We start from the raw sequence: 22,871 nt of genomic DNA on the forward strand, positions 1-22,871 counted from the left end.
CCTCGCTCGGTACGTGGGTCGGGGCTCTCGGACCGGGCTCCGGCTAGCGGGCGGCGCTCTCGACGGTCCGTTGCGCGGAGGCGGACGCCTCGCGCTCGTCGGCCGTGGGCGAGAGAGCGACGAAGGCCGAGGTGAGGAACAGGTAGGACCCGAGACCGACGGCGAGGGGGAAGATGAACTGCATCGCGGTGGCGCCGGGCAGCGTCTCGCCGGCCGGGGTGACCCGCACGCTCACCGCGAACATGCCGGTGTAGTGCATGCTGCTGACGGCCGCGCCCATGACGAGGGAGGCGAGGGTGACCGCGACGGGCGACTTGATGTTGAGGCCCGCCCACAGGGCGGCGGTCGCGGCGACCACGGCGATCAGTACCGACACCCCGACGAGGACGGGGTCGTAGGTGACGTGGCCGTGGAGGCGGACCGCGGCCATGCCGAGGTAGTGCATGCTGGCGACGCCGAGTCCGGTGGCCAGACCGCCGAGGAGAAGCGCGCGGTTGGGGTCCCGGCTGTAGCCGACGGCGAAGACGCCGCCGCAGACGACGGCCATGGCGACGACGAGGCTGAGGATCGTCAGCGGCACGTCGTAGCGGATGTCGGTGCCGCTGACGCGGAAGCCGAGCATGGCCACGAAGTGCATGGTCCAGATGCCGGTGCCGATCGCGGAGGCGGCGGTGACGAGCCAGTTGCGGCGCGAGCGGCCGGTGGTGGCGAGCGCGCGCATGGTGCAGCGCAGTCCCAGTGCGGCGCCTATGCAGGCCATCACGTACGACAGTGCGGGGGTCAGCCAGCCGAAGGCGGCGTGGTCCAGGTGTCCCATGACTCCGGGACGCTAGCCGGGGCACGGGTGCACAAAGGGGGCGCATTCCGAAAGGCGTCGCAATATGACACGGTGATGTGACAGAACGATCGTCTCTCGTGCGAACGTGCACGTAGACGCATGACTCGCGGCGGTGGGAGATCATGCGAGGTATGAGCGACAACCACACGCATGTGCAGGAATTCTTCGGCAGCCGGGCGGCCGGCTGGGAGAGCCGCTTCCCCGACGACGGTCCGGTCTACGCGGCCGCCATCGCGGAGCTGGGTCTGCGCGCGGGCGACCGTGTGCTCGACGCGGGCTGCGGCACCGGCCGCGCACTGCCTCCGCTGCGTGCCGCCGTGGGGCCCTCGGGGGTGGTGATCGGTGCCGATCTGACGCCGGAGATGCTGCGGACGGCCAGGGAGGCGGGCAGGGACCGCGACGGACTGCTGCTGCTCAGCGACGTCGCCGCGCTGCCGCTGCGCCCGGACTCCCTGGACGCCGTCTTCGCCGCGGGCCTGATCGCGCACCTGGCGCAGCCCGTGGAGAATCTCCGGGAGCTGGCCCGCGTGGTCCGCCCCGGTGGCCTGCTCGCGCTGTTCCACCCCATCGGCCGGGCCGCCCTCGCCGCGCGTCATGGACGTCAGCTCACCGCCGAGGACCTGCGGGCCGAGGCCAACCTCGGCCCGCTCCTCTCCCGTTCGGGCTGGCGTATGACGTCGTACGTCGACGAGGACGACCGCTTTCTCGCGCTGGCCGTGCGCGAGGGCTGAGAGCGGCCGGGCGGGCCGGGCTCAGTACCGTCCGGTGACGGCCGGGCTCAGTACCGTCCTCCAGTGACGGCCGGGTTCAGTACTGTCCTCCAGTGACGGCCGGGCTCAGTACTGTCCGGCTACGGCCGCCGCGAAGGCTTCGGGGTTGTCGAACATGATGTTGTGTCCCGCGCCGGGTACCGTCACCACGCGGACCCCGGCGGCTTCCAGGCGCTCCCGGCCGTCCAGCGCGCCGCTCTCCTCGCCCTGGAGGTAGACGCGCTCGATCGGGAGCCCTTCCAGGATCGTCCGCATCACGGGGTCCGATCCGCGTCGCAGGCCGGCGGCACTGCGGTGCAGCGCGCGGGGATCCGCGAGCCGCATGGTGGCCGCCCACAGTGGGCCCACCGCCTCCAGGACGCGCGCGTACCCCCCTGCGACGAACTCCTCCTCGTCATGGGCGGCGATCCCGCTGCTGCCCGCCGTGGGCGGCGGGCAGGCGTCGAGGTTGGCCTCCGCCAGCACCAGCCGGCCGACCAGGTCGGGCCGCCGGTGCGCGAGGACGATCGCGACGGCGCCTCCCATGCTGTGGCCGATCAGCTCCGCACCGGCGATCGCGGCCCGGTCCAGCGCGGCCGCCACGGCGTCCGCGTGCTCCTCCAGCGTGTAACCGAAGTGCTCGGGCCGGTCGCTGGTCCCATGCCCGGGGAGATCCATCAGCAGGCTGCGCCTGCCGGTCAGTTCAGGCCGGGCCACGATGTGCGCGTGGTAGACGGCCGACATCGAACCGAGGCCGTGCAGGTACACGCGTGCCGGCCCCTCCCCCGGAATCTCCGTCCACCGGATCCGGTTCCCCTTGCCGTCGAACTCGACCTGCCGCATCGTGCCCCCACTTTCGTATCCGCTTCCGCGTCCGCCATGATCCGCACGGGAGCATACATCGACACCGATGTATTACGGCACCGTATTATTGCGGCGAGGATGTACAGCGTCGGTGCGCGAGAATGCGGACATGCTGGAACTCGCCATCCTCGGATTCCTCTACGACACGCCGCTGCACGGGTACGTCCTGCGCAGGCACATCGCCGCGTTGACCGGGCACGTACGGCCAGTCGCCGAAAGCACGCTGTACCCGGCGATCAAGCGACTGGAGAAGGCCGGGCTGCTGGCCCGGGCCACCGAGCCGGGTGCCGTCGCCGCACCGCGCCACGTCCTCACGCTCACGGACGAGGGCAGGCGGGAACTGAGGCGGCGCCTGGCCGAGCCCGGACAGCGCGAGATCACGGACGAGAACCAGTGGTTCACCCTGCTCGCGTTCCTGCGGCACCTGGACGACCCCGAGGCACAGGCGGCCGTGCTGCGGCGCAGGCTGGCCTTCCTGGAGGAGCCGTCGAGCTTCTTCTACGACGGCGACCGGCCGCTGCCCGCGGAGGAGATGACCGATCCCTTCCGGCGCGGCGTCCTCACGATCGCGCGGGCCACCAGCCGGGCCGAACTGGCGTGGCTGCGTGACACGCTGACCTCACTCGGCGGCTTCGGCCGCTGAGGTGCCACGGTGCCGTACGGGGCATCCACCCATACCCGGGACCGGCCGGGTGCCCAGGCCGGCCACCTGGTAGCCGTTCGGGTAGCCCTTGACCTCCCGGTTCTGCCGGGCGAAGTGCGGGGAGCGGCGCGGCGGCAGCAACCGGACGAGCCGGCCCCGTGTCCGCACCGCGCGGCGCACGAGGGACGTGGTGGCCGCGCCCGGAGCCTCGTAGCGGAAGGCCCGCAGCAGGGGTTCGTCGAGCAGCGCGAGCGTCGCCGTGCGCAGCAGGGGTGCCAGTGGCCGCGGATACCAGGAGGCCATCAGGTCGAGTGTGGCGTCGGAGACCTGCCGCGAACGTTCGTCCCAGGCGAAGTGGGCGTGCTCGTAGGCGTCGAGGAGGGACGCGAACTCCTCATAGGTCCCGGGGATGTCCGGGATGCCCATGTGGCGGCCGAGGGTGCGGTAGTACTCGGTGGTGGCGACGACCTCGTGCCGCGACAGGCGCCGCCAGCCGTAGGTGTCGATCCAGCGCCTGGGGACCACGACGAAGGTGGCCAGCACGTAACGCATGTCGTCGTCGCTGATGTCGTAGCTGCGGTGCATCTGGTTGATGCGACGGATCGCCGTACGGCTCTCACCGGCGGCGAATCCGTGTTCCAGGACGGTGTCCAGCAGGAGCACGGTGTCGTCGTACCGCTTCTGCGAACGGTCGGTCAGCTCCGCCGTCTCCGCGAGCAGCCGCCCGATGCCGGGCACCGCGTAGGTGCGGTAGAGGGCCAGCTCCAGGGCTCTCGTGTAGTCCCAGGGGAATTCGAACGCCGCGCTGAGCCGGTAGATCTCCGCGGCGTCCTTCACCGGGTCCATCCGCCGGATCCGCTCGAGCCGGTCGAAGCGCTTCACCGCTGCGTCCCCCTTCTGCTGCCGAAACTCCAACTCTACGTTGAACAGGAACAGATGGGCGATCGATGAAGACCCCGTTCGAGCGGAAGGTGATCCTCGTGTTCGACACGATTCGCAAGTACGCCGTGAGGTTTCGCGTCTCCCCCCGTGCGCAGGCCCCGGGGGTCCGGGAAAAGCGTGCGCACAACTTGTTCGAAGCGGCGGCCGCCTATGTGGCGGCCTGCGCCGAGGACGACCAGGACCGGATCGACGAGGCATCGGCCTGGGTGTCGCCCGAGGCGCTGTCGTTCGGCGTGAGCGAACTGGCCTGCCGGGCCGTCATCGCCCTTGCCCGGGAGCGTGACGTCTCGCCTCACTCGGTGGCGCAGGACCTGCTCGGGCTGCCTGCGGCCTGAGGGAGGCGGTTCTTTCGGAAGGAGGTGTTTCGCCCCCGTCCGGGCGGACAACCGCAGCTCCACGGGGGCGCGCGGAGTCGTGACAAGCGCCGTCCGGGCGCACTAGGGTGCGCGCCGTTGGACGAACCACTGGGGAGGCTGGGATGGCCGTGACGGACGACGAAGCCGTCGCCGCGGACGAGGCGTTGTACGTGCTCACCGCGGTGCTGCTGACGCCCGCGCAGTTCCCGAGCGTGCTCGGGGACGACTATCCGGAGGCCTGCGCGGCGCTGGAACTGGCGCCGCGCGCCGACGGGTACGGGCTCGTCCTCGGGCAGGACGGCGAGGGCGCCCGTTGGACGGTCGTCATCGACGACGTCTCGCTGGTCGCCGTGGCCATCGCCTCCTGGGACTGCGGCATGGAGTACGAGCTGTCGCCGGACGAGCGCACGGTCGTGGCCGCCCTGCCCGGGTGGCCGCTGGCCGTCGCCGTCGCCGCCCCCGGTGTGCCCGCGCCCCATGATCCCGGGCCGGACACCGCGGACCAGCCTCCGCTGGCGCCGCCGGACACCAGTTGCTGGGGCCCCGCCCAACGGCGCCTGGGTGCCGACGAGATCGCCCTGCAGTGGGCTGCCTGGCGAGGCCAGATAGCCGATGAGAACTTCGCCGCCGCCGGAGGGACACCGGAGGCGGCAACGGCTGGGAAGGCCACGGCGACGGAGGAGGGCGGGGGCGCGCGGAACCCGGTCTCGGAAGCGACGGATGCCACGGAGGCGAAGGTGGCTGCCGAGCTCCCTCAGGCACCCGAGGGAGCCACGGCATCAGAGGCACAGGCGTCTTCGGGTACCGATGATCCCGAGGGCGCGGCCGCACCGGTCTCCGCCGCGGGCGGAGGCAAGGAGGCCGTCCCGAAGGGCAGCCACCGAGGAGTGCGCCGGGTGCTCGCGGAAGCCCGCGCGTACCTCGACTCGCCGCCGCCGCTGGGGCGGGTGCGCTCGTCCTTCGCTCCCGGCGACGCCCGCACCCTGCGCGCCGACGGTCCCGGCTGGTCGATGGTGGCGCGCACCGACGACATCGCGTTCATCCTGCTCGACGACGAACCCGGCGAGGTGCTGCCCGTGGGCCGGGGCCCCGAGCTGCCGGGCCTGCTGGAAGCGCTCGACAGGATGGCGGTGCGGCCCAGCTGACCCGCGAGGACCGCACGCCCTGACGCGGGCGGGCGGGCGCGACGCGCCAGAGTCCGCGTCGTGCCCTTGTCCGCGTCGTGCCCTTGCCCGAGGCCCGCCCCTGGGCTCGCAGCACGCCCGGGGCCGCCACTACCCGCCGTATCGGGCGCGACGGGGCTCAGCGACCGAGCTCCTTGCGCGTGACCCGGCGCAGCCTGCGTCGCTGTGCGGGGTCCAGCGCCAGGTAGGCGGCTATGGGCACTCCCACCACGATCAGGAATGCCACCCACCAGGGCAGCCAGATGAGCAGGATCAGTCCGACCGCGACGCCCCCGACAGCGATCTTCGCGTTCTTGGACATGTGCGTCGCCTCCTCCGCGGCCGTGTGCCGCTCTCTGCATGAAGAACGGCCTCGTGCGCCCGACGGTTCCGGTCGCCGACCCTGAGACATCCCTGAGACTCGCCCCTGAGTCCTGCCGTGGAGCAGGCATGGCTGCGGTGCTCTGCCGTACGCCGGCCGCCGCTTGGCCGCCCTCGCAGCACGGGGCCGGTCAGAGCATGTCGTCCGGGAGGGGCGACACGGGCGCCCGGCCCTCGCTCGGCACGGCACTCGGGGGATCGGCCGACGACTTCCCTCCGGTCGGCGGCGTCAGGCGGCCGGGTTCTTCGGCGGGCAGGCTGGCCGACGGCCGGGGAGAGCCGTCCGCGCTCGTACCGCTCCCCTCCGGGGCCCTGCTGTGGGAGGAGCCGGGCTGCCCGGCGGCGGTGAGCACCACCACGGCGACGGTCACCGTGGCCACGAGCCAGGCCAGAACCGCGAGCAGCAGGCCACGGGTCCGCCACGGCGGCTCGGGTCTGCTCGGCGGGACCGGCTCGCCCCACGCGCCACCCGGCTGTCCGGACGGCGGAGGCTGTACGGGCACCAGGGACATGCCGAACAGCCTCCCGGCCTCCCGGTCGCGTGGCGACCCGCGCGCGGAAGCTGTCGCGGGCTCGCGCCGCCTGCCGCGCGCTCGCCTCGCGCCCCCATGAGCCTCGTCCCGTACATGGTTCTTCTTGTGTGCGTGCCCTCTCGCCGAGGCGCTGTCGGCACCGGTACAGATCCGGCAGCGCCTCCGGAAAGAGGCTCTAGGCGCGCGTGCTCCGGCCGGCGAGCCGGCCCTCCACGCACATGTGCGGGTTCAGGCCCGGGCGCCGAGGAGATGGTCCATCGCCAGCTGGTCGAGCTGCTCGAAGGCCATGCCGCGGGCCGCGGCGGCCTCCACGTCGAACTCCTCGAAGGCCGTGCTGTCCGCGAGGAGTGCCTGGAGACCGTCCGCCGCGGTCGGCTGGACCAGCTCGTCCAGCCGCGAGGCGCGCAGGGCCTCCTGGACCGCCGGGTCGGCGCGGAAGGCGGCCGCGCGCTCCTTGAGGATCAGGTAGTTGCGCATGCAGCCGGCGGCGGACGCCCAAACGCCGTCGAGGTCCTCGGTCCGCGGCGGCTTGAAGTCGAAGTGGCGCGGCCCGTCGTACCCGGCGCTCTCCAGGAGGTCGACGAGCCAGAAGGCGGCCCGCAGATCGCCGGCGCCGAAGCGGAGGTCCTGGTCGTACTTGATGCCGGACTGGCCGTTGAGGTCGATGTGGAAGAGCTTGCCCGCCCAGAGGGCCTGGGCGATGCCGTGCGGGAAGTTGAGTCCGGCCATCTGCTCGTGCCCGACCTCGGGGTTGACGCCGTACATCTCGGGGCGTTCGAGGCGCTCGATGAAGGCCAGGGCGTGGCCGACGGTGGGCAGCAGGATGTCGCCGCGCGGCTCGTTCGGCTTGGGCTCGATGGCGAACCGCATGTCGTAGCCCTGGGAGACGACGTACTCGCCGAGGAGGTCGAAGGCCTCCTTCATGCGGTCGAGGGCGGCGCGCACGTCCTTGGCCGCGCCCGACTCGGCGCCTTCGCGTCCGCCCCAGGCGACATACGTCTTCGCGCCGAGTTCGGCGGCGAGGTCGATGTTGCGGATGGTCTTGCGCAGTGCGTAACGGCGGACGTCGCGGTCGTTGGCGGTGAACGCGCCGTCCTTGAAGACGGGGTGCGTGAAGAGGTTCGTGGTGGCCATCGGGACCTTCATGCCGGTCGCGTCGAGGGCCTGCCGGAAGCGCTTGACGTGCGACTCGCGCTCGGCGTCCGAGGCGCCGAAGGGGATCAGGTCGTCGTCGTGGAAGGTGACGCCGTGGGCACCCAGTCCGGCCAGTCGCTGCACCGTCTCGACAGGGTCGAGGGCCCGGCGCGTGGCGTCGCCGAACGGGTCCCTCCCCTGCCAGCCGACGGTCCACAGGCCGAAGGTGAACTTGTCCTCAGGGGTGGGCTGGTAGCTCATTGCCGTGGCTCCTCGGTGCGTACGACTATTTCGTCATGGCCGTTTACAAATTAGTATGCGGACGCGCCTCTGGGAAGAGACAAGGTGTGCCGAAGACGTCGGGGCACCCTGGCCGGTGCCTTCGGTCCGGTGTACCCGGCGGCCCATCGCACGTCCCGCGCGGAAGCCGGCCGTACTCCTCGGCCGGCGGCCGCGAGCTCAGTCGTCAGCCGTGAAGCCGGTCGTCAGCCGTGAAAGAGGGAGAGCCCGATGTCAGCAGCCGAGGGTCCACTCGTCGTCGGAGTGGACTCGTCCACACAGTCCACGAAGGCGCTGGTCGTCGACGCGGCCACCGGGCGTGTCGTGGCGAGTGGCCAGGCGCCGCACACGGTGTCCTCCGGCGCGGGCCGTGAGAGCGATCCGCGTCAGTGGTGGGACGCCCTGTGCGAGGCGCTGCGTCAGTGCGGCGACGCGGCGCACGAGGCGGCCGCCGTGTCGGTCGGCGGCCAGCAGCACGGACTGGTGACCCTGGACCGCCGGGGCGAGCCGGTCCGCCCCGCGCTGTTGTGGAACGACGTCCGCTCCGCTCCGCAGGCCCGCCGGCTCGTCGAGGAGCTGGGCGGCCCGAAGGCCTGGGCCGAGCGCACCGGCAGCGTGCCCGGCGCGTCGTTCACGGTGACGAAGTGGGCGTGGCTGGCCGAGCACGAACCGGAGGCCGCCCGCGCGACGAGGGCGGTACGGCTCCCCCACGACTACCTCACCGAACGCCTCACCGGTGAGGGCACCACGGACCGCGGCGACGTATCCGGCACGGGCTGGTGGGCGTCGGGCACGGAGTCGTACGACGAGGACACCCTGGCGCACGTGGGGCTCGACCCGGCACTGCTCCCCCGCGTGGCACGCCCAGGCGAGGTGGCCGGCACCGTGCGCGACAGCCATGACCTGCCCTTCTCCAAGGGCACCCTGGTGGCGCCGGGCACGGGCGACAACGCGGCCGCCGCGCTGGGCCTCGGTCTGCGGCCGGGCACCCCGGTGCTGAGCCTCGGCACCTCCGGCACCGTGTACGCCGTGTCCCGGCACCGCCCCGCCGATCCGACCGGCACGGTGGCGGGCTTCGCCGACGCGCACGGGGACTGGCTGCCACTCGCCTGCACGCTGAACTGCACGCTCGCCGTGGACCGGATCGCGGCCCTGCTCGGTCTGGACCGCGAGGCCGTCGAGCCCGGGACGTCCGTCACGCTCCTGCCGTATCTGGACGGGGAGCGCACCCCGAACCTGCCGAACGCTGCCGGCCTGCTGCACGGGCTGCGCCACGACACGACGGCCGGCCAGGTGCTCCAGGCGGCCTACGACGGCGCGGTCCACTCGCTGCTCGGCGCACTCGACCTGGTCCTCGACCAGGACGCGGACCGCAGCGCTCCGCTGCTGCTCATCGGCGGCGGCGCCCGGGGTACCGCCTGGCAACGGACGGTTCGACGGCTCTCGGGGCGCCCCGTTCAGGTACCGGAGGCGAAGGAGTTGGTCGCCCTCGGCGCCGCGGCGCAGGCTGCGGGCCTGCTGACCGGCGAGGATCCGGGGGCCGTGGCCCGCCGCTGGAACACGGCCGCGGGTCCGGTGCTGGAGGCCGTGGAGCGGGACGAGGCGGCACTGGCGCGGATCTCCGGGGTACTCTCCGATGCGGGATCGCTGCTGGAGCGGGCACCGGAAGCGCGCTGAGCAGGCGGGGCGGCTGCTCCGGGCGGACGGCGGATCGGTTCCGCCCGGAGGAACCGAGGCCGGGCCGAGGGCCGGGACCGGCCGTCCGTGCGCGCCGAGGGTGAACGGGGCACTCCGGCCGCTCTCACAGCCCGGCCGTGAGCGGGCGTCCGTACCCTGTCGGGTTGCTCGCGGCGGCCGCCGCCGAAGACGGAGGCGTTGCGCCCGCCGCGGGGCGCGTGAGGACGATCCGCCCCCTGTGTTCACGCACAGACGACACCGAGGATTGACGGAGGCATGACCGTACCGCCGCACGAGGGGGGCCCGACCGGCACAGGAAGCGCCCTGCCGGACACTCAGCAGGGCATGCGCCGCCGGAATCTGGCCCGAGTCATGCATGCCGTGAACCAGGAAGGTCCGTTGTCGAGAGCGGCGGTCGCCTCGCACATCGGCCTGACCAGGGCGGCGGTCTCGACTCTCGTGGAGGACCTGGTCCGCTGGGGCCTGGTGGAGGAACTGGGCCCCGAGCGGCCGGGCCGGGTGGGGCGCCCCGGGTCGGCGCTCGCCGTGAGCGGGCGGGGTCCCTCCGGCATCGGCGCGGAGATCGGGGTCGACCATCTCGCGGTGTGCGCCGTCGACCTGCGCGGCACCGTCCGCGCACGGGCCGTACGGCACGGCTCCAACCGGGGGCGCGCCCCTGGCGCGGTGACCGGGGAACTGGCGACGCTGGTGCGGCAGGTCGTGGCAGAGGCGGAGCGGGAAGGGCTCTGGGCCGCCGGGCTCGCGGTGGCCGTGCCCGGTCTGGTGGCCCGGGACGGCCGCACGGTCGTCCGTGCGCCGAATCTCGACTGGCACGACACGGACCTGGGCGCCCTGCTCCCCGGCGACCTGCCGCCCACCGTGGGCAACGAGGCCAATTTCGGTGCCCTCGCCGAACTGTGGCTCGGTGCCGGCACCCCGCGCGACTTCCTGCACGTGTCGGCGGAGATCGGCATCGGCGCCGCGGTCGTGGTGGACGGTCGGGTGCTGTCCGGAACACGTGGATTCGCGGGCGAGCTGGGCCATGTGCCCGTCCGGCCCGACGGGCCCGCGTGCCCGTGCGGCGGACGCGGCTGCCTGGAGCAGTACGCCGGTGAGGAGGCCGTGCTCCGGGCGGCCGGCATCGGACGGGACGCGGACGCGGTCGGGCTGCTATCGGAGCGCGCCGAGAAGGGCGACGAGTCCGTGCGCGCGGCCCTGCACGACGCCGGTACGGCGCTGGGCATCGCCCTGACCGGAGCGGTCAACCTGCTCGACCCCGAGGCGGTCGTCCTCGGCGGAGCGCTGGCGGGCCTTGCTCCGTGGCTGCTGCCGTCTCTCGAAGCAGAACTGCGCGGGCGTACGGCGGGACCGGCCTGCCCGGTGAGGGTGTCCGGGCTGGGCCCGCAGGGACCGCTGCTGGGCGCGGCCCACGCCGTGGTCCGGGCCGTGCTCGACGATCCGGCATCGGTGGCGGCGCGGCGCTCCTGAGAGTCGGGGGCTCTCCCCCACGGCGCGGGGGCGGCGGCCGACGGCGGGGCACGTTCACCGGCTGCGGCGAATCGGGGGTGCCTGTGCAATCGATGTCGCCATCGTCCAGGACTCAGCCCGGCCCCAGGCCCCGGCCCCGGCGCCGCCCCGCCCCGCCCCGCCCCGCCCCGCCCCGGGCGACAGTCCGGCAACCGAACGGACACGGCCTGCGTGGGCCGTCCCTGTCTCACCCGATCAGGTGGCCGAGTTGTCCACAGTCAGCCGGCTGTCCACGGATCCATCGCGCACCCTTCTGCCCAACTCCCCCGCGCCGTACCGTGAATCACGCGAGGCGCAGCCGCCGACCGGACGGGGCGGAGCGCTCGCGGGGCGAACGAGTGCGCACACACAGGGGACAGCGGGCTGACACGTATCGGGGGGACGCATGCAAGTGGAGACGACCGGGACACTGCGGCGTGACGCCATCGGGCTGCGCGAGGTCCTGTTCCAGAGCGTCACGGCGATGGCTCCGGCCGCCGCGGTGGCGGCGTCGATCCCGGCGGGCGCCGCGTTCGCGGGCGGCAGCCTGCCCCTCGCGGTGCTGATCGCCCTGGTGGCGTGCCTGTTCACCGCGTTCTGTGTCGCCGAGCTGGCGCGTGAGTTACCCGCGGCGGGCTCGGTGGCCGTCTACGCCGCACGGGGACTGCACCCGGCGATCGGCTTCCTGGTGGGCTGGGGCTACGTCTTCGTCGAGATGCTCGTCCCGCCGCTCCTGCTGCTGCAGCTCGGGTTCACGGCCGCGGGCACGCTGCACGAGGAATGGTCCTCCTGCCCGGCGGACCTGTGGTGGCCGTGGTCGCTGGCAGGCGCGGCCGTGATCGCCGTCGCCGGCTATCTGGGGGTGCGGGCCTCGGCCCGCTTCGGCACCGTCCTCGGGATCTTCGAGATCCTCGTCTTCCTGGTGTTCGCCCTCTGGCTCATCGGCAAGGCCGGCGACGCCAACACGCTGTCGGTGTTCGGCACGTCCCACACAGCGGACGGATACGCCGGGGTCAGCGGGGTGTTCGCCGGGTCCGTGTACACGGTGCTGGCGTTCGCCGGCTTCGAGGCGGCGGCGCCCCTGGCGGAGGAGACGCGCGATCCCCGGCGGACCATGCACCGAGCGGTCCTCGGAGCCGCTCTCGGCATCGGCGTGTTCTACGTCCTCACGACGTACGCCATGACGGTGTACGTCGGCCCGGACCGGTTCGCGAAGTTCGGTGCGTCGGGTCCGGCGTCCTGGGAGGGCGTGGCCCGTGCCTCCTTCGGTCTCTTCTGGGTACTGGTGTTCCTCGCGGTGATCAACTCCACGGTCGCCAACGCCAACGCATGTGCCAACGTCTCCACCCGCACCGCCTTCGCGCTCGCCCGCATCCGGGTGCTGCCCGGCCTGCTCGCCGCCCTTCATCCCCGGCACCGCTCCCCCGTGGCGGGCATCGCGCTGCAGACCGTGGTCGCCGTCGGCGCCGTTCTGGGACTCGGCTTCGCCTACGACCCGGTGACCGCCTTCCTCCTGCTCGCCACGGTCATCGTGACGGTGGTCGTGGGTGTCTACATCGTGGTCGACCTCGCCTGCGTGGGTTACTTCCTGCGAGGCGGTCGCGAGCGGCTGAAGCCCGTCCGCCATCTGCTGCTTCCCCTGCTGGGCATCGCCGCCTTCGTACCGGCGCTCCTGACAGCCGCGGGGCTGCCGGTGTTCGACTTCGTGTCCGAGCTGACCGCGCCCGTGTCGTACGCCGGTCCGATCGTCGGCCTCTGGATGGCGGCCGGTGTGGTGGTCCTGCTCGTACTGCTACGGCGTCACCCGGAGCGAATAGCCGCCACCGCGCGGGTTCATGTCGCCGAGGCCGGTGCGGCCGAGGAGCAGCCGACCGGAACCGCGCCGCGCTGAGTCACGCACGTCTGTCCGTCCTGCGCGTCCCGCCCGCCGGCCCGTCCGGAAGCCCCGGGCGTCCACTCCGGAAGCCTCAGGCTCCACGTCTCGTAAGGGACCGAAGGCACGCGGGTCATCGGCCGGCCGCGGGCCTCCGCCGCCCCCGGCCGATGACCCGCCCGAGCAGAAAGGCAGGTACCGCCATGACCGACCCCCGGATCCTGACCGTCCGTCCGGAGCAGCACGCCTACGCGTGGACGTTCGGCGGCGCGCCCGCGGTGGCGCGGATCCAGCCGGGCACGGTCCTCGATCTGTACACCGAGGACTGCTTCAACGGGCGGGTGCGTTCCGAGAAGGACCTCGTGTCAGAGGTCTGCGAGTTCCCCTTCCTCAATCCGCAGACGGGTCCCTTCCACATCGAGGGCGCCGAGCCCGGTGACACGGTGGCCGTGCACTTCGTGTCCGTCGAACCGGCCAGGGACTGGGCGGCGTCGACCACCGTGCCGCTCTTCGGGGCCCTCACGTCGACGCACACCACGGCGACGCTTCAGCCTCCCCTCCCCGAACGGGTGTGGATCTGGCAGTTGGACCGCGACAGGCGCACGGCTCTGTTCCGGGCGCGGGACAGCGACATCGAGGTGGAACTGCCGCTCGATCCCATGCACGGCACGGTGGGTGTGGCCCCGGCCAACCTGGAGGTGCGCTCGGCGCTGGTCCCGGACGCGCACGGCGGGAACATGGACACGCCCGAGATGCGGGCCGGTGTGACCTGCTATCTGGGGGTCAACGTCGAGGGCGCGCTGCTCAGCCTCGGCGACGGGCACGCCCGGCAGGGGGAGGGCGAGACCTGCGGGGTGGCCGTGGAGTGTGCGATGAACACCGTGGTGATCGTCGAACTCCTCAAGGACGTCGCGACTCCCTGGCCCCGTCTGGAGTCGGACACGCATCTGATCTCGACCGGCTCGGCGCGCCCGCTGGAGGACGCGTTCCGGATCTCGCAGCTCGACCTGGTGCAGTGGCTGGTGCGCGACTACGGATTCAGTGCGCTGGACGCGTACCAGTTCGCAACCCAGGCGGTGGAATCACCGTTGGCCAACGTGTGCGACACCAACTACACCTGCGTGGCGAAGCTCCGCAAGGAATGGCTGCCCGCACGAAGCACCTACCGCGGCGTGCACGCACGGCTGCGGGAGACGGCCCGGACACTCGGCCTCTGATCCCGCTTCAGCAGACCCCGGGTCAGATCACGCCCCTGCTCCCCCACTCCTCGAAAGGCACCCGCCGATGGACGACAACCGGGATCGACAGCGCCTCAGCAGGCGAAGGCTCCTGAAGGGCGCGGCCCTCTCCGCCGTCCCCTACGCACTGCTCCCCGAAGCCCGGGCCGGCGCGCAGGCCGCCGTCGACTTCCCCACCGCCGAGTGGCGTCCGGCGAGCACCGGCAACTACACCGCGTCGAGCCGGCCCTCCACGTACGCCGTCGATCGTGTGATCATCCACATCACGCAGGAGACGTACGCCAACACCCTGGCCATCTTCCAGAACCCGCAGAAGCAGGTGTCCGCGCACTACCTGGTCCGTTCGGCGGACGGCCACATCGCCCAGTGCGTCAGAGAGGCCGACGTCGCCTGGCACGCGGGCAACTGGGGTTACAACACACGCAGTGTCGGCATCGAGCACGAGGGCTGGGTGGACCAGCCCGCCTATCTCACGAACGCGCTGTACGAGCAGTCCGCGAAACTGACGGCCTCGGTCTGCAACCGGTACGGCATCCCCAAGGACCGGGCGCACATCCTCGGCCACTCCCAGGTACCGGGCACCGACCACACCGACCCGGGTCCGGGCTGGGACTGGGTCCGCTACATCAGAATGGTCAATTTCGCCTAGGCGGACGTCGAAGCGGTTGTCCCGGCGAACACGGCGCGTGACGATGGGGAACGTCGTTTCACTTCCGGGGAGGCCGAGTTGACCGATCCGTGGGTTGCCCTGGAGCCGGGGGCCGACCCCGCCGAGCGGACCCGGGTGCTGCGCCGGGCGCACGAGTTGTTCACCACCGCCGGTACGGTGCCGCGGCCGGTACGGTCGGTGGTGGCGGAGTCGTGGCGGCGCAGCGCGCGTGCCGGAGTGGGGCCCGAAGGCAGCGCGTGCGTGGAGCTGTCCGAGGACACCCTCGGCACGTACCGTGCCGAGCATCCGCTGGCCCGGGTGATGCCTTTGTTCCGGGAGCTGATGGGCACGTTCGCCGCCGACGGGGAGCATCTGCTGGCGGTGTGCGACGCGCACGGCAGGCTGCTGTGGGTCGAGGGGCATCCGACGACCCGGCGCCGGGCGGACCGGATGAACTTCGTTCCGGGGGCGTGCTGGTCGGAGGCCGCAATGGGCACCAACGCGCCCGGCACGGCGGTGGCGGTGGACCGGCCGGTGCAGGTGTTCGCCGCGGAGCACTTCATCCGTCGGGTCCAGCCGTGGACCTGCGCGGCCGCGCCGGTCCACGATCCGCGCACCGGCCGGGTCCTCGGCGCGGTGGACATCACCGGCGGGGACGGCCTGGCGCACCCGCACAGCCTGGGGTTCGTGCAGGCCGTGGCCCGGGCGGCCGAGTCGCAGCTGGCTCTGCTCGCCCCGCCGGCCGAGGCCGGGGCGGCGCACCTGCTGTACGCGCTGGGCCGTGACGAGGCGGAGCTGCGTGCGGACGACGGCCGGCGGATCCGGCTGAGCCGGCGGCACAGCGAGATCGTCGTCCTTCTGGCCCGTCATCCCGAAGGCATGACCGGGGACGAGCTGCTGTGCGCCCTGTACGAGGACGAGACGGTGACCCCGGTGACGCTGCGGGCCGAACTGTCCCGGCTGCGGCGCCTCCTGGGGCCGGGGGTGCTGGAGTCACGGCCGTACCGTCTGACGGTGGCGGTCGAGTCCGACGCCGCCGTGGTGGAGCGGCGGCTCGGGGCGGGGGCGCTCACGGCGGCGGCGGAGGCGTACGAGGGGCCGCTGCTGCCGGGATCACAGGCCCCCGCGATCGTACGGCTCAGGCGGCGGCTCGCGGACGGGCTGCGCGGTGCGCTGATCGCTCACGGCGATCCGGACCTGCTGGCGGACTGGGCGCACGCACCATGGGGCGAGGCCGACCTGGAGGTGTGGCGGGCGCTCGCGGCCGTACGGGCGACGGCACCCGTGCGGGCGCGGCTCGCGGCGCTGGAGGCCGAACTGGCCGCACCCGCGGAGCCGGGACACCGGAGCGTGGCGGGCCGCCGGCCTGTTCCGGCCGGCGGTGCAACGTACCCGCAACGTTTCCCCCTCTAGCCTCGCGCCGAACGCAGCCCGACGGCGGGCGGCGGCTTCACCGGGAGGCAGATCAGCATGACCCGTTACACGGCGCCCGGCAGCGACGGCGCGATCGTCTCCTACCAGGCGCGTTACGACCACTTCATCGGCGGTGAGTACGTGCCGCCGGTCCGGGGGCAGTACTTCGAGAATCCGTCACCGGTCAACGGACAGCCGTTCACGGAGATCGCGCGCGGAACCGCGGAGGACGTCGAGCGGGCCCTGGACGCGGCGCACGCGGCCGCACCCGGGTGGGGCCGTACGTCGGTGACCGAGCGCTCGGACATCCTGCTGAAGATCGCCGACCGCATGGAGGCGAACCTCGAACGGCTCGCGGTGGCGGAGAGCTGGGAGAACGGCAAGCCGGTACGCGAGACCCTGGCGGCCGACATCCCGCTGGCCATCGACCACTTCCGTTACTTCGCGGGCGCGATCCGCGCGCAGGAGGGATCGCTGGGCGAGATCGACGACGACACCGTGGCGTACCACTTCCACGAGCCGCTCGGGGTCGTCGCGCAAATCATCCCCTGGAACTTCCCGATCCTGATGGCGACGTGGAAGCTCGCTCCGGCGCTCGCCGCGGGCAACGCGGTCGTCATCAAGCCCGCCGAGCAGACTCCGGCGTCCATCCACTACTGGATGAGCCTGATCTCCGACCTGCTGCCGGCGGGTGTGGTGAACATCGTGAACGGCTTCGGCGTGGAAGCGGGCAAGCCGCTGGCCTCCAGCCCTCGGGTGGCGAAGGTGGCGTTCACCGGGGAGACCACGACCGGGCGGCTGATCATGCAGTACGCCTCGGAGAACATCAAGCCGGTCACGCTGGAACTGGGCGGCAAGTCGCCGAACATCTTCTTCGACGACGTGTGGGCGCACGACGACGACTTCCGCGACAAGGCCCTCGAGGGCTTCACGATGTTCGCGCTCAACCAGGGCGAGGTGTGCACCTGTCCGTCCCGGGCGCTCGTCCAGCGCGGCCACTACGCCGACTTCATGGAGGCGGCCGTGGCCCGCACCCGGCAGATCAAGCCGGGACACCCGCTCGACACCGACACGATGATCGGCGCCCAGGCCTCCAACGACCAGCTGGAGAAGATCCTCTCCTATCTGGACATCGGCCGGCAGGAGGGCGCGAAGGTCCTCACCGGTGGGGAGCGCGTCGAGTACGACGGTGAACTGAAGGGCGGCTACTACGTCCAGCCGACCATCTTCGAGGGCGACAACCGCATGCGGATCTTCCAGGAGGAGATCTTCGGCCCGGTCGTCTCGGTGACGTCGTTCGGCGATTTCGACGACGCCATCAAGATGGCCAACGACACGCTGTACGGTCTCGGTGCCGGCGTGTGGACCCGTGACATCAACACCGCCTACCGGGCCGGGCGTTCCATCCAGGCGGGCCGCGTCTGGACCAACTGCTACCACGCCTACCCGGCCCACGCGGCGTTCGGCGGCTACAAGCAGTCGGGCATCGGCCGGGAGACACACAAGATGATGCTGGAGCACTACCAGCAGACGAAGAACCTGCTGGTGTCGTACTCGCCGAAGAAGCTCGGGTTCTTCTAGACACACGAGAAAAGGCGTCTGACCTGGGCCTTTACCCGTCAGGCGCCTTTCGCTCGCCCCACTCAGGGCAAGGACTGGATTGTGCTGTAACTCCCAGTTCATCCCACGGCCATCCCGCTCCTGACCAGCTCTTCCGGTCTATTTCCGGTCCAGATCCCGGCTCACCCCGTGGGGGCCGCGCCCTGGCTGACGCGATCCCACTCCTGCATGGACTCCTCGATGAGACGGTTGGCCTGCTCCCGGACGCCGTCCAGAAACTTGGCGTAGTGGCGGAAGAGGACTTCGATGCTCTGGCCCGCGCGGCGAGCACATTCGGCCGGGTCCACACCGGAGTACAGCCAGAACGAGATCCCGGCATGCCGGAGGTCGTAGGGCCGCTTGGCCAGACCGGAGGCGCGCTCCGTCCGGGTCAGGACGCGCTCCCGCGCCCGAGCCCACGTGGTGCCGTATGCGGCAGGGTCCACATAGTTGCCAGCCTGGTTTCGGAACAGTCGGCCGTCCGGTGCCACGCCGAACCGTTCGATGTGACCACGGAGGATACGCACGAACTGCGGCGGGATGGGCACAGGCCGAGTCGCGGTAGCCGCACGCGCCGCTTGAGCGAGTGCACCTCGTGCACAGCGCCGTCGTCGGTCCACTCCTTTCCCGCGGTGACGACGCCGCCCGACAGGTTGAGCATCCCCCACCCGCCTCGGGCAGGTGGCACTGTTCGAGGCGAAGGTGAATGACCTCCGCTGGTCGCATGACCGCGTAGTACATACAGCCGAAGAACGCCTCAAGGTGAGGCCGCGCCCGCGCTGCTCTGCAACCGCCGCCGACAGTCGGGACCGAGCAGCCGAGCCGCCCCGGCATGCGCGAGGCTCCGGTGACCGGGCCGGTCACTCCATCGGCCCGCTGACCACTACCGTCCAGACGAGGGCAATCGCGTGACCGCCGACGCCGAACTGCTCACCGTCCCCGAGGTCATGGCCCTCCTGAAGATCAGCCGCCCCACCGTCTACGGCCTCGTCCACACCCGGCGGCTCGCCTCGATCACCTTCGGCCGCGCCCGCCGCATCCCCGCCCACGCCCTGACCGCCCTCCTCGACACCACCGGCCGTACGAACCCTGGCGACGACGGGCTGGACGGTCCGGCCGTCTCCCTGTCTAAGCCCTGAACGCCCTGACTCCACGCCTTGCGAGGAAGTTCCGCGCATGGCGGAGGAACGGTACACCCGGCGCATCGTGACCGTGGTCATGGCGGTTATCGCGGCCCTGGCCTTCGTCTTCTCCTTCGGCAACGTCTGGGCGCTCGCCCTGCGGCTCGGTGTTCCGCACCCGATCGCGCCGCTGATCGCCCCCATGGTGGACCTGTCCGTCGTCGGGCTCCTGGTCGCCCTGCGGTTCCTGGCCCTGAGCGGCGTAACCGAGGTCGAGTTGCGGGCCGGTACCCGGCTGCTGCACCTGTGCGGGCTGCTCACCCTCGCCCTGAACACCGCCGAACCCCTGCTGACCGGACGCTACGGCCGCGCCTGTCTGGACACCGTCGCGCCGCTCCTGCTGCTCGGCTGGGGCCACGTCGGCCCCGTCTTCCTCGCCCAGTTCCACACTCTCACCCGCCCCACCCCGCACCTGGAGGCCACCGCCGCCGCCCTTGCCACCGAGGCGGATCCCGACACCGCACCGTCACTCGAATCGGCACTCCCTACGCCCGCCCCGGACATCGCCGCCTCCCTAATCGAGGTGCTGGAGCCCGCTCCGACTCCGGCCGTCACTCAGCCAGTCATCGTCGCCAAGGCGGCCCGGCCCGCCTCCGGCCCGGCCCTGCCCGCTGCGCTGCTGGACGCGGCCCGGCGCATCGCGGACACCCACCGCGCCGAGCACGGAACCCCGATCACCGCCGCCCATCTGGGCACGCGCATGGGCGTCGCCCTGTCGGTGGCCACCGCCGCTCTCGCTCAGCTCTGAGCGCCGGCCCGCACTGGCCGCATCCCCCTCACTGAACCCCACACCCGCCCCTGGGCCTGGTTCGTCATGCCCCGAGCAGCACCAACACGCCTCCACGTCTGGCCGGTTGCTGCTCGGGGCCGCCCACCCGAACAGAAGGGACACGCCCCGAATGGTCACCCTGGACCTGCACCACGTGGCAAGCCCCGCCGTACGGGACCTGCTCCACCTCGTCAACCACCCCGACTTCGACCGCGCACAACAGCAGATCGAACACCTCGGCGGCTGCACCGAACCCGTCCGCCTCACCGGCCGCACCACCACCCTCGACACCACGACCGGTGAAGTCCTGCGCTCCTACACCACCGACACCGAGCCCACGGGCAGCCTGCTGACCGCGTGCGGCAACCGCCGCGCCTCCCGCTGCCCGGCCTGCTCCCGCCTCTACGCCGCCGACACCTACCACCTCATCCGCGCCGGCCTCTCCGGCGGCAAGACCGTCCCTAACACCGTCCGCACCCACCCCCGCGTCTTCGCCACCCTCACCGCCCCCTCCTTCGGCCCCGTCCACAACCGTCCCGACACCCGGCCCTGCCGCTGCGGCACCCGTCACGAACCCACAGACGCGCTGCTGAGCACGCCGCTGGACCCGGCAACGTATGACTACGCGGGCGCGGTCCTCTTCAACGCTCACGCCGGGGCCTTGTGGGCCCGCTTCACCACCTACCTGCGCCGCGAGATCGCCGTCCGGCTCGGCCTGACCCAGAAGGCCGCCCGCGCCGTGCTGCGGGTGTCCTTCGCCAAGGTCGCCGAGTACCAGAAGCGCGGCCTGGTCCACTTCCACGCCGTGATCCGCCTCGACGGACCGGACGGCAGCACCCAGCCCCCGCCCCCGGCCGCCACTGTCACCATGCTCGCCGACGCCATCCGGGCCGCCGCCGCCCGCGTCTCGATCAGCGTCGTCTCGGACGCGGTCGGGGAACACGAACTCGTCTGGGGCGAACAGCTCGACGTGCGCGAGATCGCCGCCTTCGGCACCGACGCCGAACTGACCGATCACGCGGTCGCCGCCTACGTGGCCAAGTACGCCACCAAGTCCGCCGACTCCTCCGGCGCTCTCGACCGCGCCCTGTTCTGCCGCCCCTGCCAGGGACGCGGCATGACCCTGGCCGCACACGGAACCCCGGTCACCTGCACCACGTGTTCCGGCACCGGACAGGCCCGGCCGCTGCCCCGCCTCGCCGTCGAACGCCACGTGCGGCAGATGATCCGCACCTGCTGGGAACTGGGCAAACGACCGGAGTTCGAAGCGCTCAAGCTCTGGAAATGGGCACACATGCTCGGCTTCCGGGGCCACTTCTCCACCAAGTCCCGCTGCTACTCCGTCACCCTCGGCGCGCTCCGCGACGACCGCCGCGCCTGGCGCACCGAACAGGCCCACACACACGCCGGCCTGCCCAAGCTCGACCCGAGCACAACCCTCGTCATCGGCCACTGGGCCTACCACGGCTCGGGCTACAGCCCCGGCGCGCAACTCCTCGCCGCCGCCGTCTGGCACCGCAGAGAACTGGAACGGCAGTTCACCGCAGAGGGCGGCTGCTGATGGCCCCGTTGCTCACGGTTCCGAGCAGGGGCGAAGACCTGCTGACGGTCCCCCAAGGTCATGGCCCGCCTCCAGCTCGGCCGCTCCGCCGTCTACGACCTGCTCCGCACCCGGCAGCTCGCCTCCATCACCCTCGGCCGCGCCCGCCGCATCCCCACCCACGCCCTCACCGACTTCATTCGCACCCGACTCGAACAGGACGCCGCCTGATGACCACACCCCGCGACACCCCTGCATCCCGCCGAGTCCGCGCCAACGGCGACGGCACCGTCTACCAGCGCAAGGACGGCCGATGGGAAGCTGCCGGCTACGTCCTGGCCCCCGGCGACACCCGCAAGCGCGTCCGCGTCTACGGAATCACCCGCAAGGAAGCCCTCGCCAAGCTCACCGAGAAGATCGCCGTCAGCAACCGCGGCGTCCCCGTCCCCACCGCACAGGGCAGCGTCGCCGCCTATCTGACGTACTGGCTGGAGAACGTTGCCATCCACCAGCTCCGCGAGAACACCCACACCCGCTACACCGCCTGCATGAACCGCTACCTCATCCCCGGCCTCGGCAAGAAGAAGCTCGCCAAGCTCACCGCCAAGGACGTGCGCACCTGGCTCAACCAGCTCCGCACCACCTGCCAGTGCTGCGCCCGCGGCCTCGACACCGCCCGGAACCAGCCCCGCTGCTGCGCGACCGCCATGTGCTGCGGCAAGCGGCTCTCCCCGCTGACCCTCGCCTACATCCACTCCGTCCTCAAGTCCGCCCTGGAGCACGCCGTCCGGGAAGAAGAGATCCCGCGCAACGTCGCCCGCAACGTCCGCACCGGCACACCTCGGCCCCGCCGGTTCGAACCCCTCACCGCCGCCGAGGGCCGCGCCCTCCTCATCGCCGCCCAGGGCCACCGCCTCCACGCGCTGTTCGAACTCGCCCTCCGCACCGCACTCCGCAATGGCGAACTCCTCGGCCTGCGCTGGGAAGACCTCGACCACGGCAGCGGCACCGCCAGCATCCGCCGCACCCTCCAGCGCACCCGCAGCGGCGGCTTGACCACTCTCCCCATCAAGACAGTCAGCTCCGAACGCCGCATCGCCCTCCCGGCCCCCCTGTCTGCTCTCACTCCGCGCCCACCGCAAGCAGCAGGCCCGGGAGAAGGAAGAGGCCGGCGCGGGCTGGGTGGACAGCGGCCACGTCTTCGCTCGGCCCGACGGCCACCCGATCGAACCCGCCACCCTCACCCGACACTTCAACGCACTCCTCCGCCGCGCAGACCTCCGACAGATCCGCTTCCACGACCTGAGGCACTCGACCGCGACCCTCCTCCTGGAACAGGGCGTCGAACTCGTCGTCATCAAGGAACTCCTCGGCCATGCCTACATCGGCGTAACCGCCACCGTCTACGCTCACGTCCGCCTTCGCCTCCAGCGCGACGCGGTCGACCTCCTCGGCCGTACCCTCGGCAAGCCCTCCACCGGCCCCGGCGACGGCGACGAGCCACCGCTTTGTGCAGCACCCGTCCGCTAACGTTGCCGTCAACT

The 22,871-nt window shown here is 71.9% G+C and carries 21 protein-coding genes and 2 pseudogenes; 16 read left to right on the plus strand and 7 right to left on the minus strand.

What is annotated here, in order from left to right; all coding sequences use genetic code 11:
• Positions 1 to 43: 43 nt before the first annotated feature.
• Positions 44 to 817: an MHYT domain-containing protein gene (locus ACIPRD_RS13685; RefSeq protein ID WP_356401279.1), complete on the minus strand. Its 774-nt coding sequence runs from the start codon at positions 815 to 817 to the stop codon at positions 44 to 46.
• Positions 818 to 969: 152 nt separating this feature from the next.
• Here ACIPRD_RS13685 and ACIPRD_RS13690 point away from each other — a divergent pair, with 152 nt between their 5' ends.
• Positions 970 to 1,569 (plus strand): class I SAM-dependent methyltransferase, encoded by a 600-nt coding sequence (locus ACIPRD_RS13690; protein WP_401562826.1) that lies wholly within the window; start codon positions 970 to 972, stop codon positions 1,567 to 1,569.
• A gap of 105 nt (positions 1,570 to 1,674) precedes the next feature.
• Here ACIPRD_RS13690 and ACIPRD_RS13695 read toward each other — a convergent pair whose 3' ends face one another.
• Positions 1,675 to 2,430, minus strand: coding sequence for an alpha/beta fold hydrolase (locus tag ACIPRD_RS13695; protein WP_401562828.1), 756 nt, complete (start codon positions 2,428 to 2,430; stop codon positions 1,675 to 1,677).
• A gap of 130 nt (positions 2,431 to 2,560) precedes the next feature.
• Here ACIPRD_RS13695 and ACIPRD_RS13700 point away from each other — a divergent pair, with 130 nt between their 5' ends.
• Complete coding sequence (locus ACIPRD_RS13700; protein ID WP_401562830.1) at positions 2,561 to 3,094, plus strand: PadR family transcriptional regulator; 534 nt, start codon at positions 2,561 to 2,563, stop codon at positions 3,092 to 3,094.
• Here ACIPRD_RS13700 and ACIPRD_RS13705 read toward each other — a convergent pair.
• Positions 3,071 to 3,976: an oxygenase MpaB family protein gene (locus ACIPRD_RS13705; protein WP_401562832.1), complete on the minus strand. Its 906-nt coding sequence runs from the start codon at positions 3,974 to 3,976 to the stop codon at positions 3,071 to 3,073. The two genes, ACIPRD_RS13700 and ACIPRD_RS13705, sit on opposite strands and share 24 nt — an antisense overlap.
• A 98-nt stretch (positions 3,977 to 4,074) precedes the next feature.
• Here ACIPRD_RS13705 and ACIPRD_RS13710 point away from each other — a divergent pair, with 98 nt between their 5' ends.
• Both ACIPRD_RS13710 and ACIPRD_RS13715 read left to right on the plus strand, forming a co-directional pair.
• Positions 4,075 to 4,371 carry a hypothetical protein gene (locus ACIPRD_RS13710; RefSeq protein WP_401563184.1) on the plus strand — a complete coding sequence of 99 codons (297 nt, stop codon included), beginning with the start codon at positions 4,075 to 4,077 and terminating at the stop codon, positions 4,369 to 4,371.
• Positions 4,372 to 4,514: 143 nt separating this feature from the next.
• Positions 4,515 to 5,537, plus strand: a complete 1,023-nt coding sequence (locus ACIPRD_RS13715; RefSeq protein ID WP_401562834.1) for a hypothetical protein — start codon at positions 4,515 to 4,517, stop codon at positions 5,535 to 5,537.
• A gap of 157 nt (positions 5,538 to 5,694) precedes the next feature.
• On the opposite strand, the gene ACIPRD_RS13720 is transcribed toward ACIPRD_RS13715, so the two are convergent.
• From ACIPRD_RS13720 to xylA, 3 genes are all read right to left on the minus strand, one after another.
• On the minus strand, positions 5,695 to 5,877 hold the full coding sequence (locus ACIPRD_RS13720; protein WP_356401269.1) for a hypothetical protein: 183 nt from the start codon (positions 5,875 to 5,877) through the stop codon (positions 5,695 to 5,697).
• Between the two features lie 190 nt (positions 5,878 to 6,067).
• Positions 6,068 to 6,448, minus strand: coding sequence for a hypothetical protein (locus ACIPRD_RS13725; RefSeq protein ID WP_401562836.1), 381 nt, complete (start codon positions 6,446 to 6,448; stop codon positions 6,068 to 6,070).
• A 249-nt stretch (positions 6,449 to 6,697) separates the two neighbouring features.
• Positions 6,698 to 7,864 carry a xylose isomerase gene (gene xylA, locus ACIPRD_RS13730; protein ID WP_356401265.1) on the minus strand — a complete coding sequence of 389 codons (1,167 nt, stop codon included), beginning with the start codon at positions 7,862 to 7,864 and terminating at the stop codon, positions 6,698 to 6,700.
• Between the two features lie 249 nt (positions 7,865 to 8,113).
• Here xylA and xylB point away from each other — a divergent pair, with 249 nt between their 5' ends.
• The 7 genes from xylB (at position 8,114) to adh (ending at position 17,819) form a co-directional block, all read left to right on the plus strand.
• Positions 8,114 to 9,559: a xylulokinase gene (xylB, locus tag ACIPRD_RS13735; RefSeq protein WP_401562838.1), complete on the plus strand. Its 1,446-nt coding sequence runs from the start codon at positions 8,114 to 8,116 to the stop codon at positions 9,557 to 9,559.
• Between the two features lie 276 nt (positions 9,560 to 9,835).
• Entirely contained in the window at positions 9,836 to 11,047 is a 1,212-nt protein-coding gene (locus ACIPRD_RS13740) for an ROK family protein (protein ID WP_401562840.1), read from the plus strand.
• Between the two features lie 424 nt (positions 11,048 to 11,471).
• On the plus strand, positions 11,472 to 12,956 hold the full coding sequence (locus tag ACIPRD_RS13745; protein WP_401562842.1) for an APC family permease: 1,485 nt from the start codon (positions 11,472 to 11,474) through the stop codon (positions 12,954 to 12,956).
• Between the two features lie 185 nt (positions 12,957 to 13,141).
• Positions 13,142 to 14,155 (plus strand): acetamidase/formamidase family protein, encoded by a 1,014-nt coding sequence (locus ACIPRD_RS13750; protein ID WP_356401257.1) that lies wholly within the window; start codon positions 13,142 to 13,144, stop codon positions 14,153 to 14,155.
• A 67-nt stretch (positions 14,156 to 14,222) separates the two neighbouring features.
• Positions 14,223 to 14,825, plus strand: coding sequence for an N-acetylmuramoyl-L-alanine amidase (locus ACIPRD_RS13755; RefSeq protein WP_401562844.1), 603 nt, complete (start codon positions 14,223 to 14,225; stop codon positions 14,823 to 14,825).
• A gap of 78 nt (positions 14,826 to 14,903) precedes the next feature.
• Positions 14,904 to 16,238 carry a GAF domain-containing protein gene (locus ACIPRD_RS13760; RefSeq protein WP_401562846.1) on the plus strand — a complete coding sequence of 445 codons (1,335 nt, stop codon included), beginning with the start codon at positions 14,904 to 14,906 and terminating at the stop codon, positions 16,236 to 16,238.
• Between the two features lie 57 nt (positions 16,239 to 16,295).
• Positions 16,296 to 17,819: an aldehyde dehydrogenase gene (adh, locus tag ACIPRD_RS13765; RefSeq protein WP_401562848.1), complete on the plus strand. Its 1,524-nt coding sequence runs from the start codon at positions 16,296 to 16,298 to the stop codon at positions 17,817 to 17,819.
• Positions 17,820 to 17,980: 161 nt separating this feature from the next.
• Here the strand turns inward: adh and ACIPRD_RS13770 are convergent, their stop codons facing one another.
• On the minus strand, positions 17,981 to 18,283 hold the full coding sequence (locus ACIPRD_RS13770) for a hypothetical protein (protein WP_401562850.1): 303 nt from the start codon (positions 18,281 to 18,283) through the stop codon (positions 17,981 to 17,983).
• A 462-nt stretch (positions 18,284 to 18,745) separates the two neighbouring features.
• Between ACIPRD_RS13770 and ACIPRD_RS13775 the strand changes: the two genes are divergently transcribed.
• The 5 genes and pseudogenes from ACIPRD_RS13775 to ACIPRD_RS13795 all read left to right on the plus strand — a co-directional run bounded on the left by ACIPRD_RS13775 (position 18,746) and on the right by ACIPRD_RS13795 (position 22,857).
• Positions 18,746 to 18,976 (plus strand): helix-turn-helix domain-containing protein, encoded by a 231-nt coding sequence (locus ACIPRD_RS13775; RefSeq protein WP_401562852.1) that lies wholly within the window; start codon positions 18,746 to 18,748, stop codon positions 18,974 to 18,976.
• A gap of 37 nt (positions 18,977 to 19,013) precedes the next feature.
• On the plus strand, positions 19,014 to 19,766 hold the full coding sequence (locus tag ACIPRD_RS13780; RefSeq protein ID WP_401562853.1) for a DUF2637 domain-containing protein: 753 nt from the start codon (positions 19,014 to 19,016) through the stop codon (positions 19,764 to 19,766).
• 151 nt (positions 19,767 to 19,917) lie between these two features.
• A complete protein-coding gene (locus tag ACIPRD_RS13785) occupies positions 19,918 to 21,348 on the plus strand; it encodes a replication initiator (protein ID WP_401562855.1) in 1,431 nt (476 codons plus the stop codon).
• Positions 21,348 to 21,558 (plus strand): annotated as a pseudogene (locus ACIPRD_RS13790) (helix-turn-helix domain-containing protein). The gene ACIPRD_RS13785 and the pseudogene ACIPRD_RS13790 overlap by 1 nt, the downstream one beginning before the upstream one ends.
• A pseudogene (locus tag ACIPRD_RS13795) lies at positions 21,558 to 22,857 on the plus strand (tyrosine-type recombinase/integrase). The pseudogenes ACIPRD_RS13790 and ACIPRD_RS13795 overlap by 1 nt, the downstream one beginning before the upstream one ends.
• The last annotated feature ends 14 nt before the right edge of the window (positions 22,858 to 22,871 follow it).

Origin of the sequence: Streptomyces sp. NPDC090108, from assembly GCF_044747185.1 — a bacterium.
Lineage (GTDB): Bacteria > Actinomycetota > Actinomycetes > Streptomycetales > Streptomycetaceae > Streptomyces.